Origin of the sequence: Maribacter dokdonensis DSW-8 (assembly GCF_001447995.1) — a bacterium.
GTDB classification, from domain to species: Bacteria; Bacteroidota; Bacteroidia; order Flavobacteriales; family Flavobacteriaceae; genus Maribacter; species Maribacter dokdonensis.
In genome coordinates this window covers 91846-113861 of record NZ_LDPE01000001.1, presented here as the reverse complement: position 1 = coordinate 113861, position 22016 = coordinate 91846, and the positions used below count along the sequence as shown (strand labels likewise).

Below are 22016 nucleotides of genomic sequence, written 5' to 3'. Positions count from 1 at the left end.
AATACAACAATAGATCTATAAACTTTGTACTTTTGCGCCATGATATCCGTAGTAATAGTTGGCACCGGTAATGTAGCGCAAAATCTTTATTATGCCTTACAACAAACCGATGGTGTTAATATTAAACAAGTAGTAGGTAGAAACAACACACACTTAGAATTTGTAAAAGATAAACTATTGGTGAATACTGACTTTACCAATATACCAAATGCGGATATTTACCTTTTAGCAATTTCCGATGATGCTATTGGTTCAGTATCAGGCTTTTTCAAGGATAAAAACGGACTCGTTGCCCATACCTCTGGAGCCACTTCCATTGCTGTTTTGAACGGGGTAAAAAGACCTGGCATATTTTATCCTTTACAAACCTTCACAAAAGGCAAAATAGTTTCATTTGCTTCTATACCTATCTGCATAGAAGCAACTACTAAAAACGATATGGAATTATTAACCGGTCTTGGCAAAACTTTAAGCAATACCGTTGTCGAAATAAATTCTGAACAACGAAAAACACTACACGTTGCTGCCGTTTTCGTAAATAATTTCACCAATTATCTCTATACCTTAGGAGCTGAAATTTGTGAAGAACATCAAATTGATTTTAACCTTCTAAAACCTTTAATCACAGAAACTGCCACTAAATTAAATGATTTATCTCCTTTACAAGCACAGACAGGACCTGCCAAAAGAGGTGATCAAAAAACATTACACAACCATTTACAACTATTAAAAAACAAACACCAAAGGGAATTGTACACCCTTTTAAGCAACGCAATTAAAGAAAAACATGGAAAAGAGCTATAAAGAGTATTTAAAAGATATAACAACATTTATTTTCGATGTCGATGGTGTATTCACGGACGGCAGCCTGATGATTACCAGCAATGGAGAATTATTACGCAATATGAGTGTAAAAGACGGGTATGCTCTTAAAGTTGCCTTGAGCAAAGGTTATAATGTTTGTATTATTACTGGCGGCACCAATGAAGGGGTACGTACTAGACTAAGAGGTTTAGGAGTTACGGATATTTATATGGGAGCACATTATAAAATGGATGCTTTAGATGAGTATATGGACATATACCATATAGAAGCAGAAAATATTTTATATATGGGAGATGACATACCAGATATCCCCCCCATGAAAGCTGTTGCACTACCCACCTGCCCGCAAAACGCCGTAGCAGAAGTAAAGAATGTAAGCAAATACATATCTCACAAAAATGGTGGACATGGTTGCGTAAGAGATGTTATTGAGCAAGTTTTAAAAGTACGTGGCGATTGGACCAATCATTTTAGCGCAGCAAACGATTAGATCATGCTGAAACAAAAGTTAAAAGATTATCGCTTAATATTAGCATCAGGCTCTCCAAGAAGACATCAATTTTTCAAGGATATGGAGCTTGATTTTGAAGTACAGATAAAATCTATTGATGAAGTGTATCCATCAGAATTACAGGGCGCAGAAATCTCGGATTATTTGGCTAAATTAAAAGCCAGTGCTTTTAAAGATGAGCTTCAATCTGAAGATATTTTGATAACGTCTGATACGGTGGTATGGCATAAGAATGAGTCTTTGGCAAAAGCAGCAAATGATACTGAAGCCAAAGAAATGCTAAGCAAGCTCTCCGGAGATTGGCATCAAGTTATTTCTTCTGTATGTTTTACCACAGTTGAACGACAAATTGTACAACATTTGATTACCGAAGTCAAGTTCAAGCATTTATCCAAATCAGAGATTCATCATTATATTGAAAAATATAAACCTTATGATAAAGCAGGCGCATACGGAATTCAAGAATGGATAGGGCTAATAGGTATTGAGGAAATCAAAGGCTCATACACTAGTGTCGTTGGCCTGCCCACCCAACTAGTTTATGACACATTATCAAAATTGGTAACATAAAAAACTATCACCATGAAAAGTATAAAGCAATTAAAACCAACCACATTTTTTTACAGTATTTTCGGAGTCCTTTTAATTTTTTCCAGCTGCAAAGAAAAATCGGAAAAGAATAGCGATACTTTAGCCATGGCAACAACTACACCCGTTGTAGAAGTACCTAAAAAACAGTTATCCGAAGAATTTAAAAAATACTGGTATAATGGTACGGCTGAAATTACATCTTATAAACTAGAACAGGCAAGATATGGTGAGATCAGGGAAGGTAGCGCAGTAATGATCTATGTAACCGAACCATTTCTACCTGAACAACAAGTTAAAGCTGATAATAGCCATAAAACCAACATTCCGGTTCTTAAGTTAAATTCCACAAAAAATTATATTACCGGAATTTACCCCTACTCTATTATGACCAGTAGTTTCTATCCTGTACATGATAACCAACACGCCATAAAAGTATCTTTCTCATCGCAAGAATGGTGCGGACATGTTTATGCGCAATTGAACAATAGAGAAGATTTTGAAATTACCAGTCATTCTTATTTTGAATCTGAAGGCGACCAAGATTACAGTATGGAAAAAGCCATTCTTGAAAATGAAATTTGGAACAAAGTAAGAATAGACCCAAAAAATTTACCAATTGGTGAAGTTTCTATAGTTCCTTCTCTTGAATTTATAAGGTTGACCCACAAAGAATTTAAAGCGTATAATGCAATTACCTCTTTAGACACAAAAGGTAATACCAATACATATACTATTAACTATCCAGAACTTGAGCGCACTTTAAAAATCAACTTTGAAAACGAATTTCCATATCTAATAGAAAGTTGGACAGACACCTTTCATGACGGATTTGGTGACAACAAAAAAGTACTGACTTCTAAAGCAACAAGAATTAACAGGATTACAACACCCTATTGGCAACAAAAATCGAATAAGGATTTATCTTTGCGCGATAGTTTAGGGTTATAGCATATGAAAGAATTTATTAATGAGCATTACAATGAACTAATTTATAGTCTCATTGTACTTTTAGTCATCTTAATTTTAAAATTCCTTTTTACTACTGCGGTAAGAAAAGTGAGTAAAATCAGTGATTTTAATCCTGTAAGAACCAACCTGATCATTAAATTCATAAATATTGCATTGACCATCATTGCAATAGTAGCACTTACTTTTGTTTGGAGCGTAAACTATCAAGATCTAGGTGTAATGCTATCTTCTGTATTTGCAGTAATTGGTGTTGCATTATTCGCGCAATGGTCCATACTGAGCAATATAACCGCTGGTGTCATCATTTTCTTCTCCTTTCCCTTTAAAATTGGTAACACCATTCGCATTTTAGACAAAGAACTTCTAGACCCAGATAATGCTGATCTAGATAAATTTGTAATAGAGGATATTAGGGCTTTTCACTTACATTTAAGAAGAAGTAATGGTGAGATACTAACTTACCCCAATAACTTGGTACTTCAAAAAGGTGTAATTCTTATTTCTACCTATCAACAGGGAGAGTTTTTGAATATAGAAGAAGAGGAAGAGCAGATCATATGATTTTGTTAAAGAAGTCGTAAAATCGTAAGCTTAGGTACTAATCTTATTATATTTGAAATCACTACCAAAACCAACTGAAAATGCGATATTTGTTAGGGTTCGTTACCTGCAGCCTATTAGTACTCGGCACCCTGAAAGCCCAAACCCCTAAAAACAGTTCAGCAACAGATATTTACCACGCTATTGAAAAACTCAATTTTCTTGGCACCGCCCTATTTATTGCTGCTCATCCCGATGATGAAAACACTCGTTTAATAGCTTATTTAGCTAATAATGTAAAAGCTAGAACAGCATATTTGTCATTGACCAGAGGGGATGGCGGTCAAAATCTTATTGGACCAGAACTACGTGAACTTTTGGGAGTATTGAGAACGCAAGAACTACTTGCGGCCAGAAGAGTAGATGGCGGAGAACAGTTTTTTAGTAGGGCAAATGATTTTGGCTATTCAAAACAACCCGGTGAAACATTAGAAATCTGGAACAAAGAAGCTATACTAGGTGATGTCGTTAGAACCATTAGAAAGTTTAAGCCAGATGTAATTATCAATAGGTTTGATCATAGAACACCTGGCACCACACATGGACACCATACATCATCTGCCATGTTAAGTTTTGAAGCTTTTGATCTGGCAAATGATGCAAACGCATACCCAGAGCAGTTAAAAATGACCGATACTTGGCAGCCAAAAAGATTATTTTTTAATACTTCATGGTGGTTCTACGGTAGTCAAGAAAAATTTAAGGCTGCAGATAAAACCAATTTACTACATATGGATGTTGGTACCTACTACCCTATGTTAGGCAAGTCTAATAATGAAATAGCTTCGTTGGCAAGTAGCCAACATCTTTGCCAAGGGTTTGGTAGATTAAGTACAAGGGGTACAGAAGATGAATACATTGAATTATTGAAAGGTGATTTACCTGAAGATAAATCTAATTTATTCGATGGCATTGATACCACTTGGAAAAGAGTTGATGGTGGTGAACAAATAGGTGATATCCTTTATAAGGTACAAGAGAATTTCAATTTCAAAGACCCCACTGTTCATATTCCGGAATTACTTAAAGCATACAATTTATTACAAGGAATATCTGATGTACACTGGAAAGAACTTAAAAGCGAAGAATTAACCGCTATAATTTTCGCCATATCAGGATTGCATTTAGAGGCATTTACCCAGACCGCTTATACCAACCCTGGACAAGAAGTTGAAGTTAATGTGCAGGCACTGAATAGAAGTAATATTGACATAAAATTAAAGTCGGTCTTTATAAACGATCAAAAAGTAGCTATTGATAACGAAGGTTTAAAGAATAATAACCTTGTTACCAAAAAAGTGGACCTGAAAATACCTTCTACAACAGATTACACCAGCCCTTATTGGTTAATTGAGAAAGGTACTTTAGGCACGTACAAGGTTTCTAATACCGATTTAATTGGCAAACCAGAAACGCCAAGAGCATTTAATGCAAAATTCCTAGTGAACATAAATGGCACTTTAATACCAATAACAAGACCTGTTGTTTACAAATACGCAAAACCCGATAAAGGTGAAATTTATCAACCTTTTGAAATTGTACCGGAAGCCACTGCAAGCTTTGCCGATAAAGTATTGATATTTGCGGATGCGTTAAGTAAAAAAGTTCCGGTTACCATAAAAGCACACCAAGACAGCATTTCAGGAACTATAGCATTGGAATACGGTAAAGGATGGAAACTTGATACTGACACACAACACTTTACCATTGCCAAAAAAGGTGATGAACAAACGGTGTATTTCACTTTAAGTCCGCCGTCTACTGAAAACGAAAGTAGTATCTCCCCTATCATTAAAGTAAACGGAAAAGAGATCACAAAGGAATTGGTCACCATTGCATACGATCATGTCCCTACCCAAACGGTTCTTCTACCTTCCGAGGCAAAAGTGGTACGCCTGAACATACAGAAAGCCGGTGAAAATATTGGTTACATTATGGGTGCAGGCGATGAAGTACCCACAAGTTTAGAACAAATTGGCTACAATGTTCAACTTATTGACCCATCAACCATTACAAAAGAATCTTTAAATAAATATGACGCTGTAGTACTTGGTATCAGAGCTTACAATGTTGTAGATGAACTTAAATTTAAACAACGGTTTATTTTAGATTATGCCAAGAACGGTGGTACGGTAATTGTGCAGTATAACACAGCAAGTAGATGGGGTGCACAATTTGAAAATATTGCACCGTATGATATTGAAATTTCAAGAGATAGGGTAACCAATGAAAATTCTGAGGTCAACATTATAGCCAAAGATCATTCTTTGGTTCACTTTCCAAATAAGATTGATGAAAACGATTTTAACGGTTGGGTACAAGAAAGAGGATTATATTTTCCCAATAAATGGAGTGAAGAGTTTACACCAATACTTGAAATGCACGATGAAGGCGAAGAAGCTTCAAAAGGTAGTCTACTGATTTCATCGTATGGAGAGGGGTATTATATTTATACTGGACTTAGTTTTTTTAGGGAATTACCCGTAGGTGTACCAGGTGCCTATAAATTATTTTCTAATATGCTATCCGTAGGAAAAGATAAAGTAGAAACGAAAGTGAAAATAAAAGGATGAGTAAAGATCGAAATGAAAATACCACCTGGAAAAAAGAATACACTATTGTTTTAGTGTTAAACCTTATTTATGTACTTGTTTTCTATTACGTAATGACCTCATTCAATTAATATGGAAGGATTAGATTGGATAATTCTTGCCGGCACACTTCTATTCATCGTAATATATGGTGTATGGAAAACCAAAGGAAGCCAGAATGTTAATGATTACGTACGTGGCGGAAACGACTCTAAATGGTGGACCATAGGTTTATCCGTTATGGCAACGCAAGCAAGTGCCATAACATTTCTTTCAACACCAGGTCAAGCATTTCACGACGGAATGGGGTTTGTGCAATTCTATTTTGGATTGCCCTTTGCCATGATTATCATTTGCATGGTTTTTGTGCCTCTTTACCATAAGATGAAGGTGTATACCGCCTATGAATTTTTAGAAGGTCGGTTCGATTTAAAGACTAGGTCACTAGCAGCGGTTTTATTCTTAATTCAACGAGGTTTAGCAGCAGGTATTACCATATTTGCACCTTCAATTATTTTATCGGCTGTTTTAGGTTGGGACCTAAGAACCTTGAACATTATTATTGGAACACTGGTAATTATCTACACCGTATCTGGTGGCACAAATGCCGTTAGTGTTACGCAAAAACAGCAGATGTTCATAATTATGACCGGAATGTTCATCACTTTCTTTTTTATTTTGGGCTACTTACCTACCGATATTACATTTAGCAAAGCAATGAAAATTGCAGGTGCCAGCAACAAACTTGAAATTTTGAATTTTGATCTGGATACCTCTAGTAGATATACTTTTTGGAGCGGGATCACAGGTGGACTCTTTCTTTTTCTAGCCTATTTTGGCACGGACCAAAGTCAGGTTCAACGATATCTTTCAGGTAAATCCATAAGAGAAAGTCAGTTAGGTCTTGTATTCAATGCCATTTTCAAAATACCCATGCAATTCTTTATTTTATTGGTAGGTGTAATGGTTTTTGTCTTCTATCAATACAATCCGTCTCCTTTAAATTTCAACCCTTCTGCAACACAAGCGGTTATGGAATCTGAATATGCTGAAGACTACAAACTACTGCAAGAAGGACAAATAGCTTTAGAAGCAGAAAAAAGAATAGCCCAAAACAAGTTTTCCGCTGCATTGGAAATAAAAGAATATTCCGCCGTTGAAGAAGCTAAAAAGCAGATTATTCGCATAAACCAAAAAGACAGTACTAATAGAATATCCGCAAAATCACTTATAAGTCAAGCTAATGATGTTGTAGAAACCAATGACAAAGATTATGTTTTTATACACTTTATCCTTAACAACCTACCCACTGGCCTTGTTGGGTTATTGCTAGCTGTAATATTGTCTGCTGCAATGTCGTCCACTGCATCGGAATTAAATGCTTTAGGGACCATTACGGCTTTAGATTTATATAAGAGAAATAGAAGTTCGGCACAACTAACCGAAGCCCACTACGTCAAAGCTTCTAAATTTTTTACTCTAATTTGGGGTATTGTCGCTATTTTGATTGCATGTATTGCCAATCTTTTCGATAATCTCATACAGTTGGTAAATATTATTGGTAGTATCTTTTACGGGAATGTTTTAGGAATTTTTCTAATTGCATTTTTCTTCAAGTTCATTAAAGGTAACGCTGTGTTTTTTGCGGCTGTGGTAACCCAAATTATTATCTGTATTATTTATTATTACCTAATTCATATTTACCCGTCCGGACAAGAAAAATTAGGTTATTTATGGCTAAACTTCTGTGGTGCAGCATTGGTCATAGTAATATCTTTTATATTTGAAGCTTTTGACCGAATGTTAAAGAAGCCATTAACTTAAGAACAATACAACCGCTTAATGATACATAATAAAGTTAAGTCCTATTTTGAAGCTAATTATCTAAAAAATCCCATTCTAATAAAGGCACCTGGCCGCATCAATTTAATTGGTGAGCATACAGATTACAACCAAGGATTAGTGCTACCCGCCTCTATTGAAAAAGGTATATATTTTGCGGTTTCCCGTAATGAAGAAAACAATATTCAGATAGAATCGTTTTTGACCCAACCGGAGAAAATAGTTTTTCAATTAAATGGTGAGCACAAAGTATTTGAATCTTTTTGGGGAAACTACTTTAAAGCAATCATTGAAATTTTAATAGCCAAAAACTACCCTTTTAAAGGAATGAATTGTGTTTTTGGCGGAGATATACCAATTGGATCAGGTCTGTCCTCCTCTGCTGCACTATGCTGTGGATTTATTTACGCCATTACGCAAGTATCTGAAAAAGAAATTTCAAGGGAAGATATTGCACTAATCGCACAAGAAGCAGAACATAAGATTGGATTAAATTGCGGGCTTATGGACCAATATGCCGTGCTTTTCGGTAAAAAAGGAAATGCATTTTTTTTAGATTGCAATGATCTAAGCCATAAGTATATTCCAATTAATTTAGATGGTTATAGTTGGGTCTTGATCAACTCTAACATCAAACATAATTTAGCTGTTGATTCTGAATACAATAAAAGACGTGTATCATGTGAGAACATTGTTAAGCAAGTTCAAGCCTATAGACCCCAAGTAAAATCTTTAAGGGATATAAGAAAGGATGATCTGGTGAAAGTAAAGAATAAGGCGAATGAAATTGATATTCAACGGGCAAAGTATATCATAGAAGAAAATGAACGTGTATTGCAAATGATGCAAGAATTAACTGCTGGTGATGCCATTGCTGTCGGTAATGTTTTAAAAGATGGTCATTGGGCCATGTCAACCGAATATGAAATTACTACCAGCGAATTAGACCACTTGGTAAAAATCGGTGAGGAACTAGATGGGGTACTTGGCTCTAGAATGATGGGTGGCGGTTTTGGTGGCTGTACCATAAACCTTATAGAAACAAAATCTTTAGATGAAAGTATTAAGGCTTTGCTTAGCTCTTATAAAAACAAAACAGGTATAGATGCTGAATATTACCATTTGGCCATAGATGATGGTGTTAAGGTATTTGACTAAAACGACAATAATTTCCATAAAAAAAAGTCCGTGTTTAGCACGGACTTTTTACATTTTAGAAATTGTAGTAATTACTTAGAACTCCACTCTTTTATAGAATCATTGTTCATTTTAATGTAATCATTGTTTCCGGCTGCGGTTGCACCCTCCAAAGATTTTTTTGCAGCTTCAATAGCCCCTTTCTTATCTCCTGCCTTTGCCAAAATTAAAGACTGTTGTCTTAATTGCCAAAATGCAGGTTTCTTTGTCATGGACATTGCTTTGTCCATCCATTCTTTTGCTTTTTTAACATCCTTTCCTTCGCTTGAATAGTAAACAGCGGCAGCATAGTAATCCTCAGCAGTTGGTCCGTTCAAGGCTTTATCAATACTACTCATAACGGCAGCATCGGTAGGAACCGTAAAAGGTATGGCTACATAGGTATTCTCCCAGATTATTCCAATACTAGCACCGTTACTGGTAACATCATCAACGGTGATGGTAAAAGTTTCAACCGGCATTTCAATATTATATACAGGTGTTGTTAATTGTGCAGCAATTTTACTCTCCTCCCATTTACTAGGTGTTCCACCACCAACAATATCAGTATAAATATAAACTTCCCAATTAGAAGCTCCTGGCTTTGTAAAAATTGAATATGTGCCAGCTTTAACCTCTTTACCTCCAATAGTAACATCGGTATCAAAAGAAACTTTGGTGTATGCATTTGCACCTGTACGCCATAATTTGTCAAAAGGCACCAAATTACCATATACCTTTCTACCTCTCATAGATGGTCTTGAATAATCAATACTCACTTCTGTTAAACCAACAGTCTGAATTAATTTCGCTGCAGGACTAGGTGCAGGAGTATTTATTTGAGCCTCAACAGTTAAAGAGGCAACAATGGCCAATAAAAAAAGTACTACTTTGTTCATGATTTTTTTGTGTGATTAGTTATAATCACAAAACTAGCTATAAAGAAAGGGTAGAAATGTTAACAAATACTTAAATAGTATACCCTATAGTTTAATAAACAGCAAAGGGAGTAGAAACAACACTGTCTTCTAAAAAAATAGCCATGTAATATATTGAAGATTCCAAATGCTGGATAATGATACCCTTTTTTTCTACATTTTCAGAATTCTGCCAAACCTCTTTTCCGGTAACATCGTAAATTACTTTCCCGTAAACATTTTTATCGGTAGAAATAGAATAGTAATAATGATCAGAAGAATTATCCCTATAAATAATTAATCTTTCATCCTCTTCATCTTCGTCATTGTCATCTGGCAGATCTGGATTATCGAGCTCATTTGGTTTCTCTGGTTCATCGGGAGTTTCCGGTTCTTCAGGTTCTTCAGAATTAACTAATGGTATTTGAAATGAGAACAACCTTGATGGAGATTCAATAGTGGGTGTTTGTCTAGAATAATATTCAGAAGAGAAAAAATAGTTACCAGAAGTTGTTTGTGTTATACCTTCCGCCTGCACAAAATTAAGTCCAAGAGATTCCTGGGTAAATCCTTCAAAAGGCATGTCAATTTTTAAATCTTCTACCACACCAACAAAAGGGCTTAATATTGATGAATAACCAATCAATACCAACCTATTAGCTTCAATATCATGGGTAGCATCGGTTACCAAACCAATATTCTCAATGGCTCCCACGCTAATAGCTACATGATTTCCAGGTAATTTGGAAAATTGATAAGCCTCTGACCCTAAACTTTGCCACTGCTTTGTAAAAACTAGTATATTATCTTCAAGCACTATAAACGCTTCTGCATCCCAATCACTGTTGCCATTATTTTCAAAGTTTTGTTGGTTCTCATAAGAGAAATTAATTATCTCGGCCGTAACAGTATTTGAGCTAGTATATTCATCTTTGGAAATTCTATACACTGCCAAATCTGTTCTTGTACCAACATTGTTACCAAAATCACCTATATAGATATAATCCTCATCTTGAGAAATTGCTTCCCAATCAATATTGGTTACGTTATTGACGGTTACTCTTCTTTGAATGGTTAAAGACAAGGTATCCAATTCATACAAAATTGGTTCATTACCAGAATCATTATGGGTAATTAGATTTCCGTTGTAATAAATAAGACCAGAAGTTTCAAAAACATCACTTGGCAGTTCACCCACGGTTTGAACATTTTGCTGTGCATTACCAATAGCGCTGCAAATGATAGTGAAAGTGACAAACAATAGAAGATTTAAGATTTTCATTGATGCAAAATAAGATAGAATAATGATAATCTGCTGTTTTAAAGCAACCTAAATTTATTTTAATCGATAAAGTTAATTTTTGAACCGATAAAAATGTTATTATTAAATTGTTTAACTATTTTTACAATTATTTAAACAAAATAATATTTGTTTTATTTTCAATATAGAATATGAAATTATATCAGCTACATTCTAAACAGGCTTTACCTATTTCAAGGCACGAAGCTTGGCAATTTTTATCAGACCCTGCAAACTTAAAAGTTATTACCCCAAAGCATATGGGTTTCAATATACTTACCGGGGCAGACAGGGAAATGTTTCCCGGTCAGATAATTCAATATAAAGTTTCTCCATTTCCCGGGTTTACCACAAAATGGGTGACAGAGATTACACATGTGGCGCAGGGAAGCTATTTTGTTGATGAACAAAGGTTTGGACCCTATGCACTTTGGCATCATAAACACTTTATAAAAGAAATTGATAACGGTGTAGAAATGGAAGATATCATTGACTATAAACTACCATTAGGGATATTAGGTCAGATCGCTCATCCTATTTTAGTAAAAAAACAACTGCAAGAGATATTCACTTTTCGAGAGCAAAAATTACAAGAACTATTCGGTTCCATAGCAGATATTTCAACACAACTTGAATTTAAATCTTTTTAAATGAAAAATATACTTTTGATAGGCGGTTCATACGGCATTGGGCAGTCTATAATTACAACGTTAAAGGACACACACCATTTATTTGTGGCATCAAGAACAAATGAAAACCTACATCACAAAAATATTACTCATATTCCTTTTGATGTTACGGTAGATGAACTTGATGTTGATATTTTACCTAAAAAATTAGATGGCTTTGTGTATTGCCCAGGTAGCATCAATTTAAAGCCGTTTAAAATGATGTCTTTAGAGACGATAAAAGATGATATGGAACTCAATTTCTTTGCCTTAGTAAAAGTTATGAAACACATTATCTCTAGAATGAACGAACAATCTAGTATCGTTTTTTTCAGTACTATTGCTGTTGGCACAGGAATGCCATATCATTCAAGTGTTGCAGCATCTAAAGGAGCAATTGAGGGATTTGCTAAGTCCTTGGCTGCAGAATATGCGCCAAAAATAAGAGTGAATGTTATTGCCCCATCATTAGTAGATACACCTTTGGCAAAAAGACTATTGAACAATGATAAGAAAAGAGCATTAATGAACGAGCGCCACCCTTTAAACAGAATTGGTAATGCAGAGGATATTGCAGAAACCGCAATATTTTTATTAAGTGATAAAAGCGCCTGGATGACCGGACAAATAATTGGAGTTGATGGCGGACTCTCAACATTAAACATACACTAAATGTCACAAGAAGTATCACTGTTTTGGTTTAGAAGAGATTTAAGGTTAGATGATAATGTTGGTCTTTTAGAAGCTTTGAAAAGTAATCATCAAATATTGCCCATTTTCATTTTCGATAAAGAAATACTATCCAAATTGCCAAAAAACGATGCTCGGGTATCCTTTATTCATACCACTCTACAGCGCATGCGTAAGCAGCTACAAGAAGAATGTGAAAGCTCTATTGCAATGTATCACGGTTCTCCAATTGATACCTTTAAAACAATCATTGAAGATTTTAATGTGAAAACCGTATTTACCAATAGGGATTATGAACCTTACGCAAAGAACAGAGATAAGAAAATCTCCGATTTCTTAAAGGAAAATGAAATTGAATTTAAGACCTTCAAAGATCAGGTGATTTTTGAAAAATCTGAAATTGTAAAAAGTGATGGTGACCCTTACGTTGTTTACACACCATATAAAAATAAGTGGCAAGAACAGTTTAATGCCAATACAGATTTAGACATTCATTACACCAGCCAATATTTATCAAATTTGATAAAGAACACTAGATTACCAAATTTATCATTAAGCGATATCGGTTTTGAAAAATCTAAAATTGAAGTCCCAGATTATAATGTAACTCCTACCCTAATAGACAATTACGAAGACACTCGTAATTTTCCCGCAAAGGATAAAGGAACATCTAGATTAGGACCTCATTTACGTTTTGGTACCGTATCTGTACGTAAAATGATGAAAAAGGCAATAGCCGAACAAAACAAAGTATTTTGGAGCGAGTTAATTTGGCGAGAATTTTTCATGTCCATTTTATACCATTATCCTAAAACGGTCACCAATGCTTTTAGAGCCAAGTATGACCGAATAGAATGGCGCAATAATGAAAAAGAATTCGACAAATGGAAAAAAGGCAAGACAGGATATTTATTGGTCGATGCCGGCATGAGGCAGTTAAATGAAACAGGTTACATGCACAATAGGGTAAGAATGTTAGTTGCTAGTTTTCTATGTAAGCATTTATTGATCGATTGGCGTTGGGGAGAAGCCTATTTTGCGGAAAAATTATTAGACTATGAGATGAGCTCTAACATTGGTAATTGGCAGTGGGCAGCGGGCAGTGGTGTAGATGCGGCACCTTACTTTAGAATCTTTAACCCCATGACACAGGTAGATAAATTTGATAAGGACAAAAAATACATAAAGGAATGGATTCCTGAATATGGTACCGAAGATTATCCAGAAAAAATGGTAGATCACAAAATGGCAAGGGAACGCTGCTTAGAAACTTACAAAGAAGCAGTATCTTAATTACGATTTTCATAATTATTCAGAATACAAAAAATCATCAGAAGAAATTAGGTTAAAGTTGAGTATATTTAAAAGGACTAATCAAAACAACTACTTAATCTAATTGAAAAAATGAAAAAAACAATTCTAATGGCGCTCTGTTTTTGCTTGAGTGCAACAGTTTTTGCCCAGAAAATGAGCAAAGACAAAAACCAAATCATCACTTCTATTGAAAAACACAAAGAAGAATTAATTAAAATTAGCGATTCTATTTGGGCATTGGCAGAAACTGCTTTTGACGAAAGTGAATCTTCACGAATTTTAGCCGATTATGCTGAAAAAAATGGGCTAAAAGTTACAAGAGGCGTTGCAGATATCCCAACCGCTTTTACAGCTACTTACGGATCAGGAAGTCCCGTAATCAGTATTTTGGGAGAGTTTGATGCCTTGCCTGGAATTTCTCAAAAGGCATCACCCGTAAAAGAACCTTATGAAGAAGGTGCGGCTGGGCATGGTTGTGGTCACAACATGTTCGGTACCGCAAGTTTGGGTTCGGCAATTGCTATTAAAGAATTGATGGAAGCCGGAAAAATAAAAGGAACGGTTAAATTTTTAGGCACACCTGCAGAAGAAAAGTATTTTGCAAAAGTTTGGATGGTAAAAGCCGGACTTTGGGATGATGTAGATGTCAATGTAAGCTGGCACCCATCTGCTCAAATAGAGGCAGACGTACAGAGCGGACTTTCGTTAATAGATTTTATCGTAGAATTTTACGGTCAAACAGCTCACGCTTCTGCCGATCCATGGAATGGAAGAAGTGCCTCTGATGCCCTGGAGCTTTATACCACTGGGATAAACTATTATAGAGAACATATTTTACCAACTTCTAGAATACATTATCATATACAAGATGGAGGTCAAGTGGTTAACGTAGTCCCAGACTATGCCAAGCTTTGGGTACGTGTTAGAGATCCCAAAAGATCAAAAATGTTACCCACTTATGAACGTGTAAAAGAAATGGCGGAAGGTGCCGCTATTATGGCCAATGTAGATTATAAGATTTCTTTGGTATCGGGTATTTATGAAACATTGGTAAACCGGTCTGGGGGAGAAATTATGCAATCCAATTTGGAATTGTTAGGTCCTATTACCTACACTGAAGAAGAAACTGCCTTTGGTAAGGCAATACAAAAAGCAACAGGTAAACCAGAGGTGGGAATAGACGGATCGGTACATCCATTAAAGGAAACGGAAAAGAATCCAGGTGGTGGATCTACAGATGTTGGTGATGTAAGTTGGAACGTACCAAATATAAATTTAGGGGTATCAGTAGCTCCTACCGGCACACCGTGGCATTCCTGGGCCGTAGTGGCTTGCGGCGGCATGTCTATTGGTCATAAAGGAATGATACATGCATCTAAGGCAATGGCAATGACTATGCTAGATCTCTTTCAAAATCCAAAATTGGTGAATAAGGTAAAAGAAGAATACAAAACACGTAAAGGTGATGAAGTTTATGAACCTATGATAGATGGTCCACCACCATTAAACGGTCAATAATTCTAAAGAAAAAGAAGCTATCTTAACAGATAGCTTCTTTCATTTTTAAGTAACTTGAACCAAACTTAAACAACAAAAAAATGAAAAAAATAACCATACTACTATTCACTATATGTAGTACAGTTGTGTCTGCCCAATCGTTTGATTTTGATTATGACCATTATTCTGTAATCGTTAAGGATTTGGACAAGGTGGGAGACTTTTACAAAAACGTTTTAAACCTCAAAGAAATACCACATCCATCAGCGCCAAGCGGATTTAAATGGTTTGTTATACAAGGTAATTCTCAGCTACATTTAATAGGAAAAGATAGTGTTGCCATGCAGCACAGCAAAAGTGTACACCTATGTTTGGCCACCCAAAAATTAGATGAGTTAATAGCTTCTTTAGAGGAAAAACAAATTACGTATTATGACTGGCCAGGGGCAGAGAATTCAGTAACCTTAAGAGCGGATGGTGTTAGGCAGATTTATTTAAAAGACCCAGAGAACAATTGGGTAGAAATCAACAATGCGATTCACTGATTGTTTAATTGACAACTAAAACAAATATGGAAATTAAAAACATTTTCAAACTAGGCTTTCCATGGCAAACACAAGATCCCTTTTTATTTTGTGTTTATCATTTAGACCATTATCCAAAAGGCAATGGAGAGTTAGGACCAGATGATTCATTAGAAGAAAGAACCTTAGGGAATGATTTTGAGATAAAGGATGGGTATAGAATGTATCATGGTACAACGGTGCCAGGTTTTCCTGCTCATCCACATCGTGGATTTGAAACGATTACCATTGTTAATAAAGGATTTTGTGATCATTCAGATTCACTTGGTGCCGCTGGGCGTTTTGGTGAAGGTGATGTACAATGGATGACGGCCGGCAGAGGTGTTCAGCATTCAGAAATGTTTCCCTTGGTACACACTCAAAAAGAAAATCCTTTAGAGTTATTTCAAATCTGGCTGAACTTACCTGCTAAAAGTAAATTTGTAGCCCCACACTTTAAAATGTTATGGCACGAAGAAATTCCTGTTGTTAAATTAGAAAATGCCAGCGTAAAAGTTATTGCCGGGCAATTTAATGCAAACAATGCACCAGATCCAGCACCTGGCTCTTGGGCAAATGATCCAGAGAATGATGTTGCCATTTGGAATATTACAGTTGAATTAAATGGGACCATTACACTGCCAAAAGCAAAAATAGGTACACAAAGGACAGTATATTTTTATGATGGCAACACCATAAATCTTGCAGGAGAATCCATTGAGCCAAACCACGGCGTAAATGTTGATGCCACTATAGAAATTAAGATAGAAGCCATTGGTGCAGATGCCCATTTACTTATGCTACAAGGTAAACCTATTGAAGAACCTGTTGCTAAATACGGTCCGTTTGTAATGAATACCGATGAAGAATTACAAAATGCGATGAATGAATTTAGAACTACACAATTTGGAGGGTGGCCATGGAGATACCCAGACCATACCCATGAAGTTAATCGTGGTAGATTTGCTCAATATCCTGATGGGACAGTTATAGAAAAATAGTATAAACTAAAAAACTCCATAATAGACAAGCATCTACTATGGAGTTTTATTTATTTTATAATTAAAGTATTACACTCTAACAATTTTAGCACCAATAGCGCGTAGTCTTTCATCTATATTTTCATAACCACGATCTATCTGTTCAATATTATGAATGGTAGATGTTCCTTTAGCAGATAATGCTGCAATTAACAAAGAAACACCTGCTCTAATATCTGGCGAGGTCATTGTGGTCGCCTTCAATGTAGATTGAAAATCATGACCAATAACAGTAGCTCTATGTGGATCACATAGAATAACCTTTGCCCCCATATCCAATAACTTATCTACAAAGAACAAACGGCTTTCAAACATCTTTTGATGAATCAATACCTCTCCCCTAGATTGTGTGGCAACTACCAAAATAATACTCAATAAATCTGGAGTTAATCCCGGCCAAGGCGCATCTGCAATGGTTAAAATAGATCCATCTATATAATTTTGAATTTCGTAGCCATCTTTATGCTCAGGAATGTAAATATCATCTCCTTTTCTTTCTAAGGTGATACCTAATTTACCAAATACCGTAGGTATTTGTCCTAAATCATCCCAACTTACATCTTTAATGGTCAATTCACTTTTAGTCATTGCCGCCAAACCGATCCAACTACCAATTTCGATCATATCGGGCAACATACGGTGATCTGTACCTCCTAATTTTTCAACTCCATCAATAACCAATAGATTAGAACCAACACCTGTAATTTTAGCGCCCATTCTATTTAGCATTTTACAAAGTTGCTGTAAATAAGGTTCACATGCTGCATTATAAATAGTTGTTTGACCTTCTGCCAAGACAGCTGCCATTACAATATTTGCAGTTCCGGTTACAGAAGCTTCATCTAACAACATATAGGTACCCTTCAGCTTATCAGCTTCAACACCATAGAAGTATTCCTCCTTATTATAGCGAAATTTTGCACCAAGCTTAATGAAGCCTTCAAAATGGGTATCTAAACGTCTACGTCCAATTTTGTCACCACCTGGTTTAGGAATATATCCTTTTCCAAAACGTGCCAATAATGGACCTACCAACATAATAGATCCCCTTAAACCTCTACCATCTTGCTTGAACTGATCAGATTGTAAATAATCTAAATTAACATCGTCTGCCTTAAATGTATAGGAGCCTTTGCCTTTCTTCTGAATTTTTACACCTAGATCTTCTAAAAGTGCAATGAGTTTATTTACATCAACGATATCCGGTATATTGTTGATCGTTACTTTTTCATCTGTAAGTAGTACAGCGCAAAGTATTTGAAGTGCTTCGTTCTTTGCACCTTGAGGTGTTATTTCACCAGATAACTGGTGCCCTCCTTCAATTTTGAATGTCCCCATCTAGAGAAGTGGAAATTAATAGCGTTTTTTACCGCGGTTATTATTTCTTTGATTTTTTTTATTTGAACTGGACCTAGGGTTTTTAGCAACTCTATTCTTCAAAAACTGACCACTATCCGTTAAGCTTTCACCTGTTGAAGCCAAGTCTATACGACCATCACTCAACTCAAATAAATGCTTAAATATAGCTTTATCGTCAACAACGTCTTTGTTCCAATTTAAATAGCATTTTTTCATATGGTTGGCAATTGCATACTCTAAACCAGAGCGTTTATCACCTTTCTCCCACTCTACAGCTACATCTATCATTCGTTTTATGTTGTTGCCATAAAACCTGTATTTTGGAAAATTCTGTGGATACTCTAATGCATCAGGTCTTTGTTTCAACACCTCTTTTGAAGTAATTGGAAAAGGTGAGTCCACATCCAACTTAAAATCAGACATGATAAAAAGTTGATCCCAAAGTTTATGTTGAAAATCTGGCACATCACGTAAATGTGGTTGCAGATTTCCCATTACACTTATAATTGCCTGGGCTACTTTATTTCTTTCTTCGCGATCTTCAATGGATACTGCATGATCTACCATTTTTTGAAAATGACGACCGTATTCAGGTATGATCAAATGAGGACGCTCCGTATTATATTCTAGGTTTTCTACTAATTGCAAATTGAAAATTTTAGCTTAATGTGTTTGAGAAGTGTTCTAATAACGATGCCAAATTAATAAAATTATAGATGAAATGCTATTTTATAAGGAGATTACCCCTCCTATTTCACCAACTTCTTTATATTTTTCTATAACCTGATCAGGTCCGTTTAAATTAACGGTAATAGAAACACTGGTATATTTTCCATTTTTGGATTTCTTTAAGTTGATGACAGCTCCCATATTATCAAAAATTGCTTCGATCTGGTCTATTTTACCTGTAGCGGTTTCAACAATGAACTTGTAAAGATAATTAGACGGCCATTTAGAAGTTTCTGTAAGCTGCTCTCTTAATTTTTTATAAAATTCCTCTGGATTCTTTTCGTCCATAACTCATATTTTAAGCAAAGATAAGTCTAATACACCAGTTTTTTAATACTAGCGGTTTATGTACTTTTGCGTTTATAATATAAGAGTTTGAAAAGCAAAAGAATTGTTGTCACTGGAGGACCGGGGACTGGAAAAACTGTATTGATATCATCCCTAGAAAATAATGGCTACCATTGTTTTCATGAAGTTATAAGAACCATGACTTTAGATGCATTGGGTGATGTTTCATTAGAAGATCAATTGGTCAACCCTATTGATTTTGTTAAAGATGCCAAGAGTTTTAACGATGAGTTGATCAATGCTCGACTAAAGCATTTTGAGAACGGTAACGACATAAATAAAGAACACGTGTTCTACGATCGTGGATTACCTGACGTTATTGCATATATGAACTATTTTGGGCAATCTCCTGAGCCACGTTATGCCGATTTATGTTCAAAAAACAGGTATGACGAAGTGTTAATACTACCACCATGGAAAGAAATCTATGTACAGGATAATGAAAGAATGGAAAATTTTGAGCAAGCTTGTGGTATTCATGAACAATTGGAAAACACGTATATACAATTAGGGTACAAACCTGTTGAAGTTCCTTTTGGGACCATTGAAAATAGATTGCAATTTGTAATAGACCACTTAAACGGCGCTAGTGAATAATACCCCAAAAGAAATCTTATCCAAATACTGGGGTTTTGATAGTTTTAGGGGCTCTCAAGAAGAAATCATCAATGCCATAATCAATGGTCAAGATGTACTAGGTCTACTGCCCACTGGTGGTGGAAAATCTATTTGTTTTCAGGTTCCTGCTTTATCAAAAGAAGGCATTTGCATTGTGATATCGCCACTTATCGCTTTAATTGAAAACCAAGTAAACAATCTTCAATCATTAGGCATTAAAGCTATAGGTCTAAAAGGGGGACTTAAATTCAACGAGATCGATAAGCTATTGGATAATTGCATTTATGGTAATTACAAATTCCTATACCTATCACCGGAACGCCTACAACAAGAATTAGTACAAGAGCGTATAAAAAGCATGAACGTTTCTATGTATGTTATTGATGAAGCTCACTGTATATCACAATGGGGACATGATTTTAGACCCGCCTATTTAAGTTGCGCCATTTTAAGGGAATTACACCCTACTCCTCCAATGGTAGCTTTGACCGCAACGGCTACAAAAAGAGTAAGTGAAGATATTATCAGTTCATTAGAACTTACTTACCCTTTAGTCTTAAAAGATTCATTTTTTAGAAAAAATATTGGGCTGGAAGTTCAGTTTACCGAAGATAAAAGAGGGTTTTTAAAACAATACTGCCAAAAAGTTCGGCATAGTGCCATAATTTACGTTAGAAGTAGAAGAATGGCAGAAGAATTGTCTAAGTTCTTGGTGAACAACAACCTTAGTGCTACTTTTTACCATGGCGGTGTAGATCAGGAAAAAAAAACAGAACGATTAAATTTTTGGCTTAAGAACAAGTACAAAATTATGGTCGCCACCAATGCCTTTGGTATGGGTATAGACAAACCAGACGTAGAATTGGTTATACATTATCAAATTCCCGATAGTTTAGAAAATTACTTTCAAGAGGCTGGTAGAGCCGGTAGAAATGGGGAATTTTCAAAAGCAATAATTCTGACCAATACAACCGATAAAGTTCTGGTAAAAAGGCAGTTTATTGAAATTCTACCTAGTGTTGCCCAGGTGAAGTTGATCTATAAAAAACTAAATACTTTCTTTCAAATTGGATTTGGCGAATTCACCGAAGCAAAATTTCATCTTAATTTCAATAAATTCTGTAGTATTTATAAGCTCAATACCTTTGTTACTTATAATACCTTACAGTTATTGGACAGAAATTCGGTTATTTCACTTTCTGAAAGCTTTTCAAAAAAAATTACCATTAAATTTATAACGGACAAGGACACCCTTTATCGATATATAGATAAGAACAACAAACTGGGTGATTTTATAAAAATTGTACTTCGAACCTATGGTGGGTTATTTGAGTTTGACACACATATTAACACCTATGTATTATCCAAAAAAACAGCTCTACCAGAAAAAATGATCCATCAAAATTTTGAACAATTGGCAAAAGATGAGATTATAGATTACACAAGCGCATCTAGCGATTTAGAATTGTTTTTCTTGGTACCAAGAGATGATGACAGGACTATAAATGTATTTGCAAAAAATATTGAAGAACAAAACCAACTTAAAATAGCAAAAGTTGATGCTATGCTTACTTACATTGAAAATGATACTATGTGTAGAAGCATACAGCTCTTACATTATTTTGGAGAACAACAAGAACAACCTTGCGGAATCTGTGATGTTTGCGTTAGTCAGTCAACAGGAAACACACCTATTGTTCACGCCAAAATAAAGATCATCCAAATATTAAAAGAGAAAAATGCAGGTTCACGAGAATTACAAAATAAACTCAATACCACTCAAGAGATAACCATTGCAGCCATACAAGAGCTCTTGGAGGATAATTATATTACATTAAACAACATTAACGAATACCAACTATTATAAT

At 35.4% G+C, this 22016-nt stretch carries 21 protein-coding genes; 16 read left to right on the top strand and 5 right to left on the bottom strand.

The window, feature by feature from the left end:
• Positions 1–39 precede the first annotated feature (39 nt).
• From I600_RS00495 to galK, 8 genes are all read left to right on the top strand, one after another.
• The gene (locus I600_RS00495; protein WP_058102564.1) at positions 40–804 is read left to right on the top strand and encodes a Rossmann-like and DUF2520 domain-containing protein; all 765 of its coding nucleotides are present in this window, start codon (positions 40–42) and stop codon (positions 802–804) included.
• Positions 788–1315 carry a KdsC family phosphatase gene (locus I600_RS00490; protein ID WP_058102563.1) on the top strand — a complete coding sequence of 176 codons (528 nt, stop codon included), beginning with the start codon at positions 788–790 and terminating at the stop codon, positions 1313–1315. The genes I600_RS00495 and I600_RS00490 overlap by 17 nt, the downstream gene beginning before the upstream one ends.
• Before the next feature lie 3 nt (positions 1316–1318).
• The gene (locus I600_RS00485) at positions 1319–1906 is read left to right on the top strand and encodes a Maf family nucleotide pyrophosphatase (protein WP_058102562.1); all 588 of its coding nucleotides are present in this window, start codon (positions 1319–1321) and stop codon (positions 1904–1906) included.
• A gap of 12 nt (positions 1907–1918) precedes the next feature.
• Entirely contained in the window at positions 1919–2875 is a 957-nt protein-coding gene (locus I600_RS00480) for a hypothetical protein (RefSeq protein ID WP_058102561.1), read from the top strand.
• 3 nt (positions 2876–2878) lie between these two features.
• Positions 2879–3457: a mechanosensitive ion channel domain-containing protein gene (locus I600_RS00475; RefSeq protein WP_058102560.1), complete on the top strand. Its 579-nt coding sequence runs from the start codon at positions 2879–2881 to the stop codon at positions 3455–3457.
• 80 nt (positions 3458–3537) lie between these two features.
• Positions 3538–6069, top strand: coding sequence for a PIG-L family deacetylase (locus tag I600_RS00470; protein WP_058102559.1), 2532 nt, complete (start codon positions 3538–3540; stop codon positions 6067–6069).
• A gap of 111 nt (positions 6070–6180) precedes the next feature.
• Positions 6181–7911, top strand: coding sequence for a sodium:solute symporter (locus I600_RS00465; RefSeq protein WP_058102558.1), 1731 nt, complete (start codon positions 6181–6183; stop codon positions 7909–7911).
• A gap of 18 nt (positions 7912–7929) precedes the next feature.
• The gene (gene galK / locus I600_RS00460) at positions 7930–9087 is read left to right on the top strand and encodes a galactokinase (protein WP_058102557.1); all 1158 of its coding nucleotides are present in this window, start codon (positions 7930–7932) and stop codon (positions 9085–9087) included.
• A gap of 71 nt (positions 9088–9158) precedes the next feature.
• Here the strand turns inward: galK and I600_RS00455 are convergent, their stop codons facing one another.
• Complete coding sequence (locus I600_RS00455; RefSeq protein WP_058102556.1) at positions 9159–10004, bottom strand: DUF2911 domain-containing protein; 846 nt, start codon at positions 10002–10004, stop codon at positions 9159–9161.
• A 91-nt stretch (positions 10005–10095) separates the two neighbouring features.
• On the bottom strand, positions 10096–11304 hold the full coding sequence (locus I600_RS00450; protein ID WP_058102555.1) for a hypothetical protein: 1209 nt from the start codon (positions 11302–11304) through the stop codon (positions 10096–10098).
• Between the two features lie 170 nt (positions 11305–11474).
• On the opposite strand from I600_RS00450, the gene I600_RS00445 reads away from it, so the two are divergent.
• The 6 genes from I600_RS00445 to I600_RS00420 all read left to right on the top strand — a co-directional run bounded on the left by I600_RS00445 (position 11475) and on the right by I600_RS00420 (position 17055).
• On the top strand, positions 11475–11972 hold the full coding sequence (locus I600_RS00445) for an SRPBCC family protein (RefSeq protein WP_058102554.1): 498 nt from the start codon (positions 11475–11477) through the stop codon (positions 11970–11972).
• Positions 11973–12662 (top strand): SDR family NAD(P)-dependent oxidoreductase, encoded by a 690-nt coding sequence (locus I600_RS00440; protein WP_058102553.1) that lies wholly within the window; start codon positions 11973–11975, stop codon positions 12660–12662. It begins immediately after the preceding gene.
• Positions 12663–13973: a cryptochrome/photolyase family protein gene (locus I600_RS00435; RefSeq protein WP_058102552.1), complete on the top strand. Its 1311-nt coding sequence runs from the start codon at positions 12663–12665 to the stop codon at positions 13971–13973.
• A gap of 111 nt (positions 13974–14084) precedes the next feature.
• Positions 14085–15512: an amidohydrolase gene (locus tag I600_RS00430; protein WP_058102551.1), complete on the top strand. Its 1428-nt coding sequence runs from the start codon at positions 14085–14087 to the stop codon at positions 15510–15512.
• A gap of 80 nt (positions 15513–15592) precedes the next feature.
• Positions 15593–16036 (top strand): VOC family protein, encoded by a 444-nt coding sequence (locus tag I600_RS00425; protein WP_058102550.1) that lies wholly within the window; start codon positions 15593–15595, stop codon positions 16034–16036.
• A gap of 26 nt (positions 16037–16062) precedes the next feature.
• A complete protein-coding gene (locus I600_RS00420) occupies positions 16063–17055 on the top strand; it encodes a pirin family protein (RefSeq protein WP_058102549.1) in 993 nt (330 codons plus the stop codon).
• Between the two features lie 69 nt (positions 17056–17124).
• On the opposite strand, the gene murA is transcribed toward I600_RS00420, so the two are convergent.
• From murA to I600_RS00405, 3 genes are all read right to left on the bottom strand, one after another.
• Positions 17125–18432 (bottom strand): UDP-N-acetylglucosamine 1-carboxyvinyltransferase, encoded by a 1308-nt coding sequence (gene murA / locus I600_RS00415; RefSeq protein ID WP_058102548.1) that lies wholly within the window; start codon positions 18430–18432, stop codon positions 17125–17127.
• 15 nt (positions 18433–18447) lie between these two features.
• Positions 18448–19101, bottom strand: a complete 654-nt coding sequence (locus I600_RS00410; RefSeq protein ID WP_058102547.1) for a DUF4290 domain-containing protein — start codon at positions 19099–19101, stop codon at positions 18448–18450.
• Between the two features lie 81 nt (positions 19102–19182).
• Positions 19183–19470 carry a DUF493 family protein gene (locus tag I600_RS00405; RefSeq protein WP_058102546.1) on the bottom strand — a complete coding sequence of 96 codons (288 nt, stop codon included), beginning with the start codon at positions 19468–19470 and terminating at the stop codon, positions 19183–19185.
• A gap of 87 nt (positions 19471–19557) precedes the next feature.
• Here I600_RS00405 and I600_RS00400 point away from each other — a divergent pair, with 87 nt between their 5' ends.
• Both I600_RS00400 and I600_RS00395 read left to right on the top strand, forming a co-directional pair.
• Positions 19558–20127 (top strand): AAA family ATPase, encoded by a 570-nt coding sequence (locus I600_RS00400; protein WP_058102545.1) that lies wholly within the window; start codon positions 19558–19560, stop codon positions 20125–20127.
• Positions 20120–22015 carry a RecQ family ATP-dependent DNA helicase gene (locus I600_RS00395; protein WP_058102544.1) on the top strand — a complete coding sequence of 632 codons (1896 nt, stop codon included), beginning with the start codon at positions 20120–20122 and terminating at the stop codon, positions 22013–22015. The genes I600_RS00400 and I600_RS00395 overlap by 8 nt, the downstream gene beginning before the upstream one ends.
• Position 22016 lies beyond the last annotated feature (1 nt).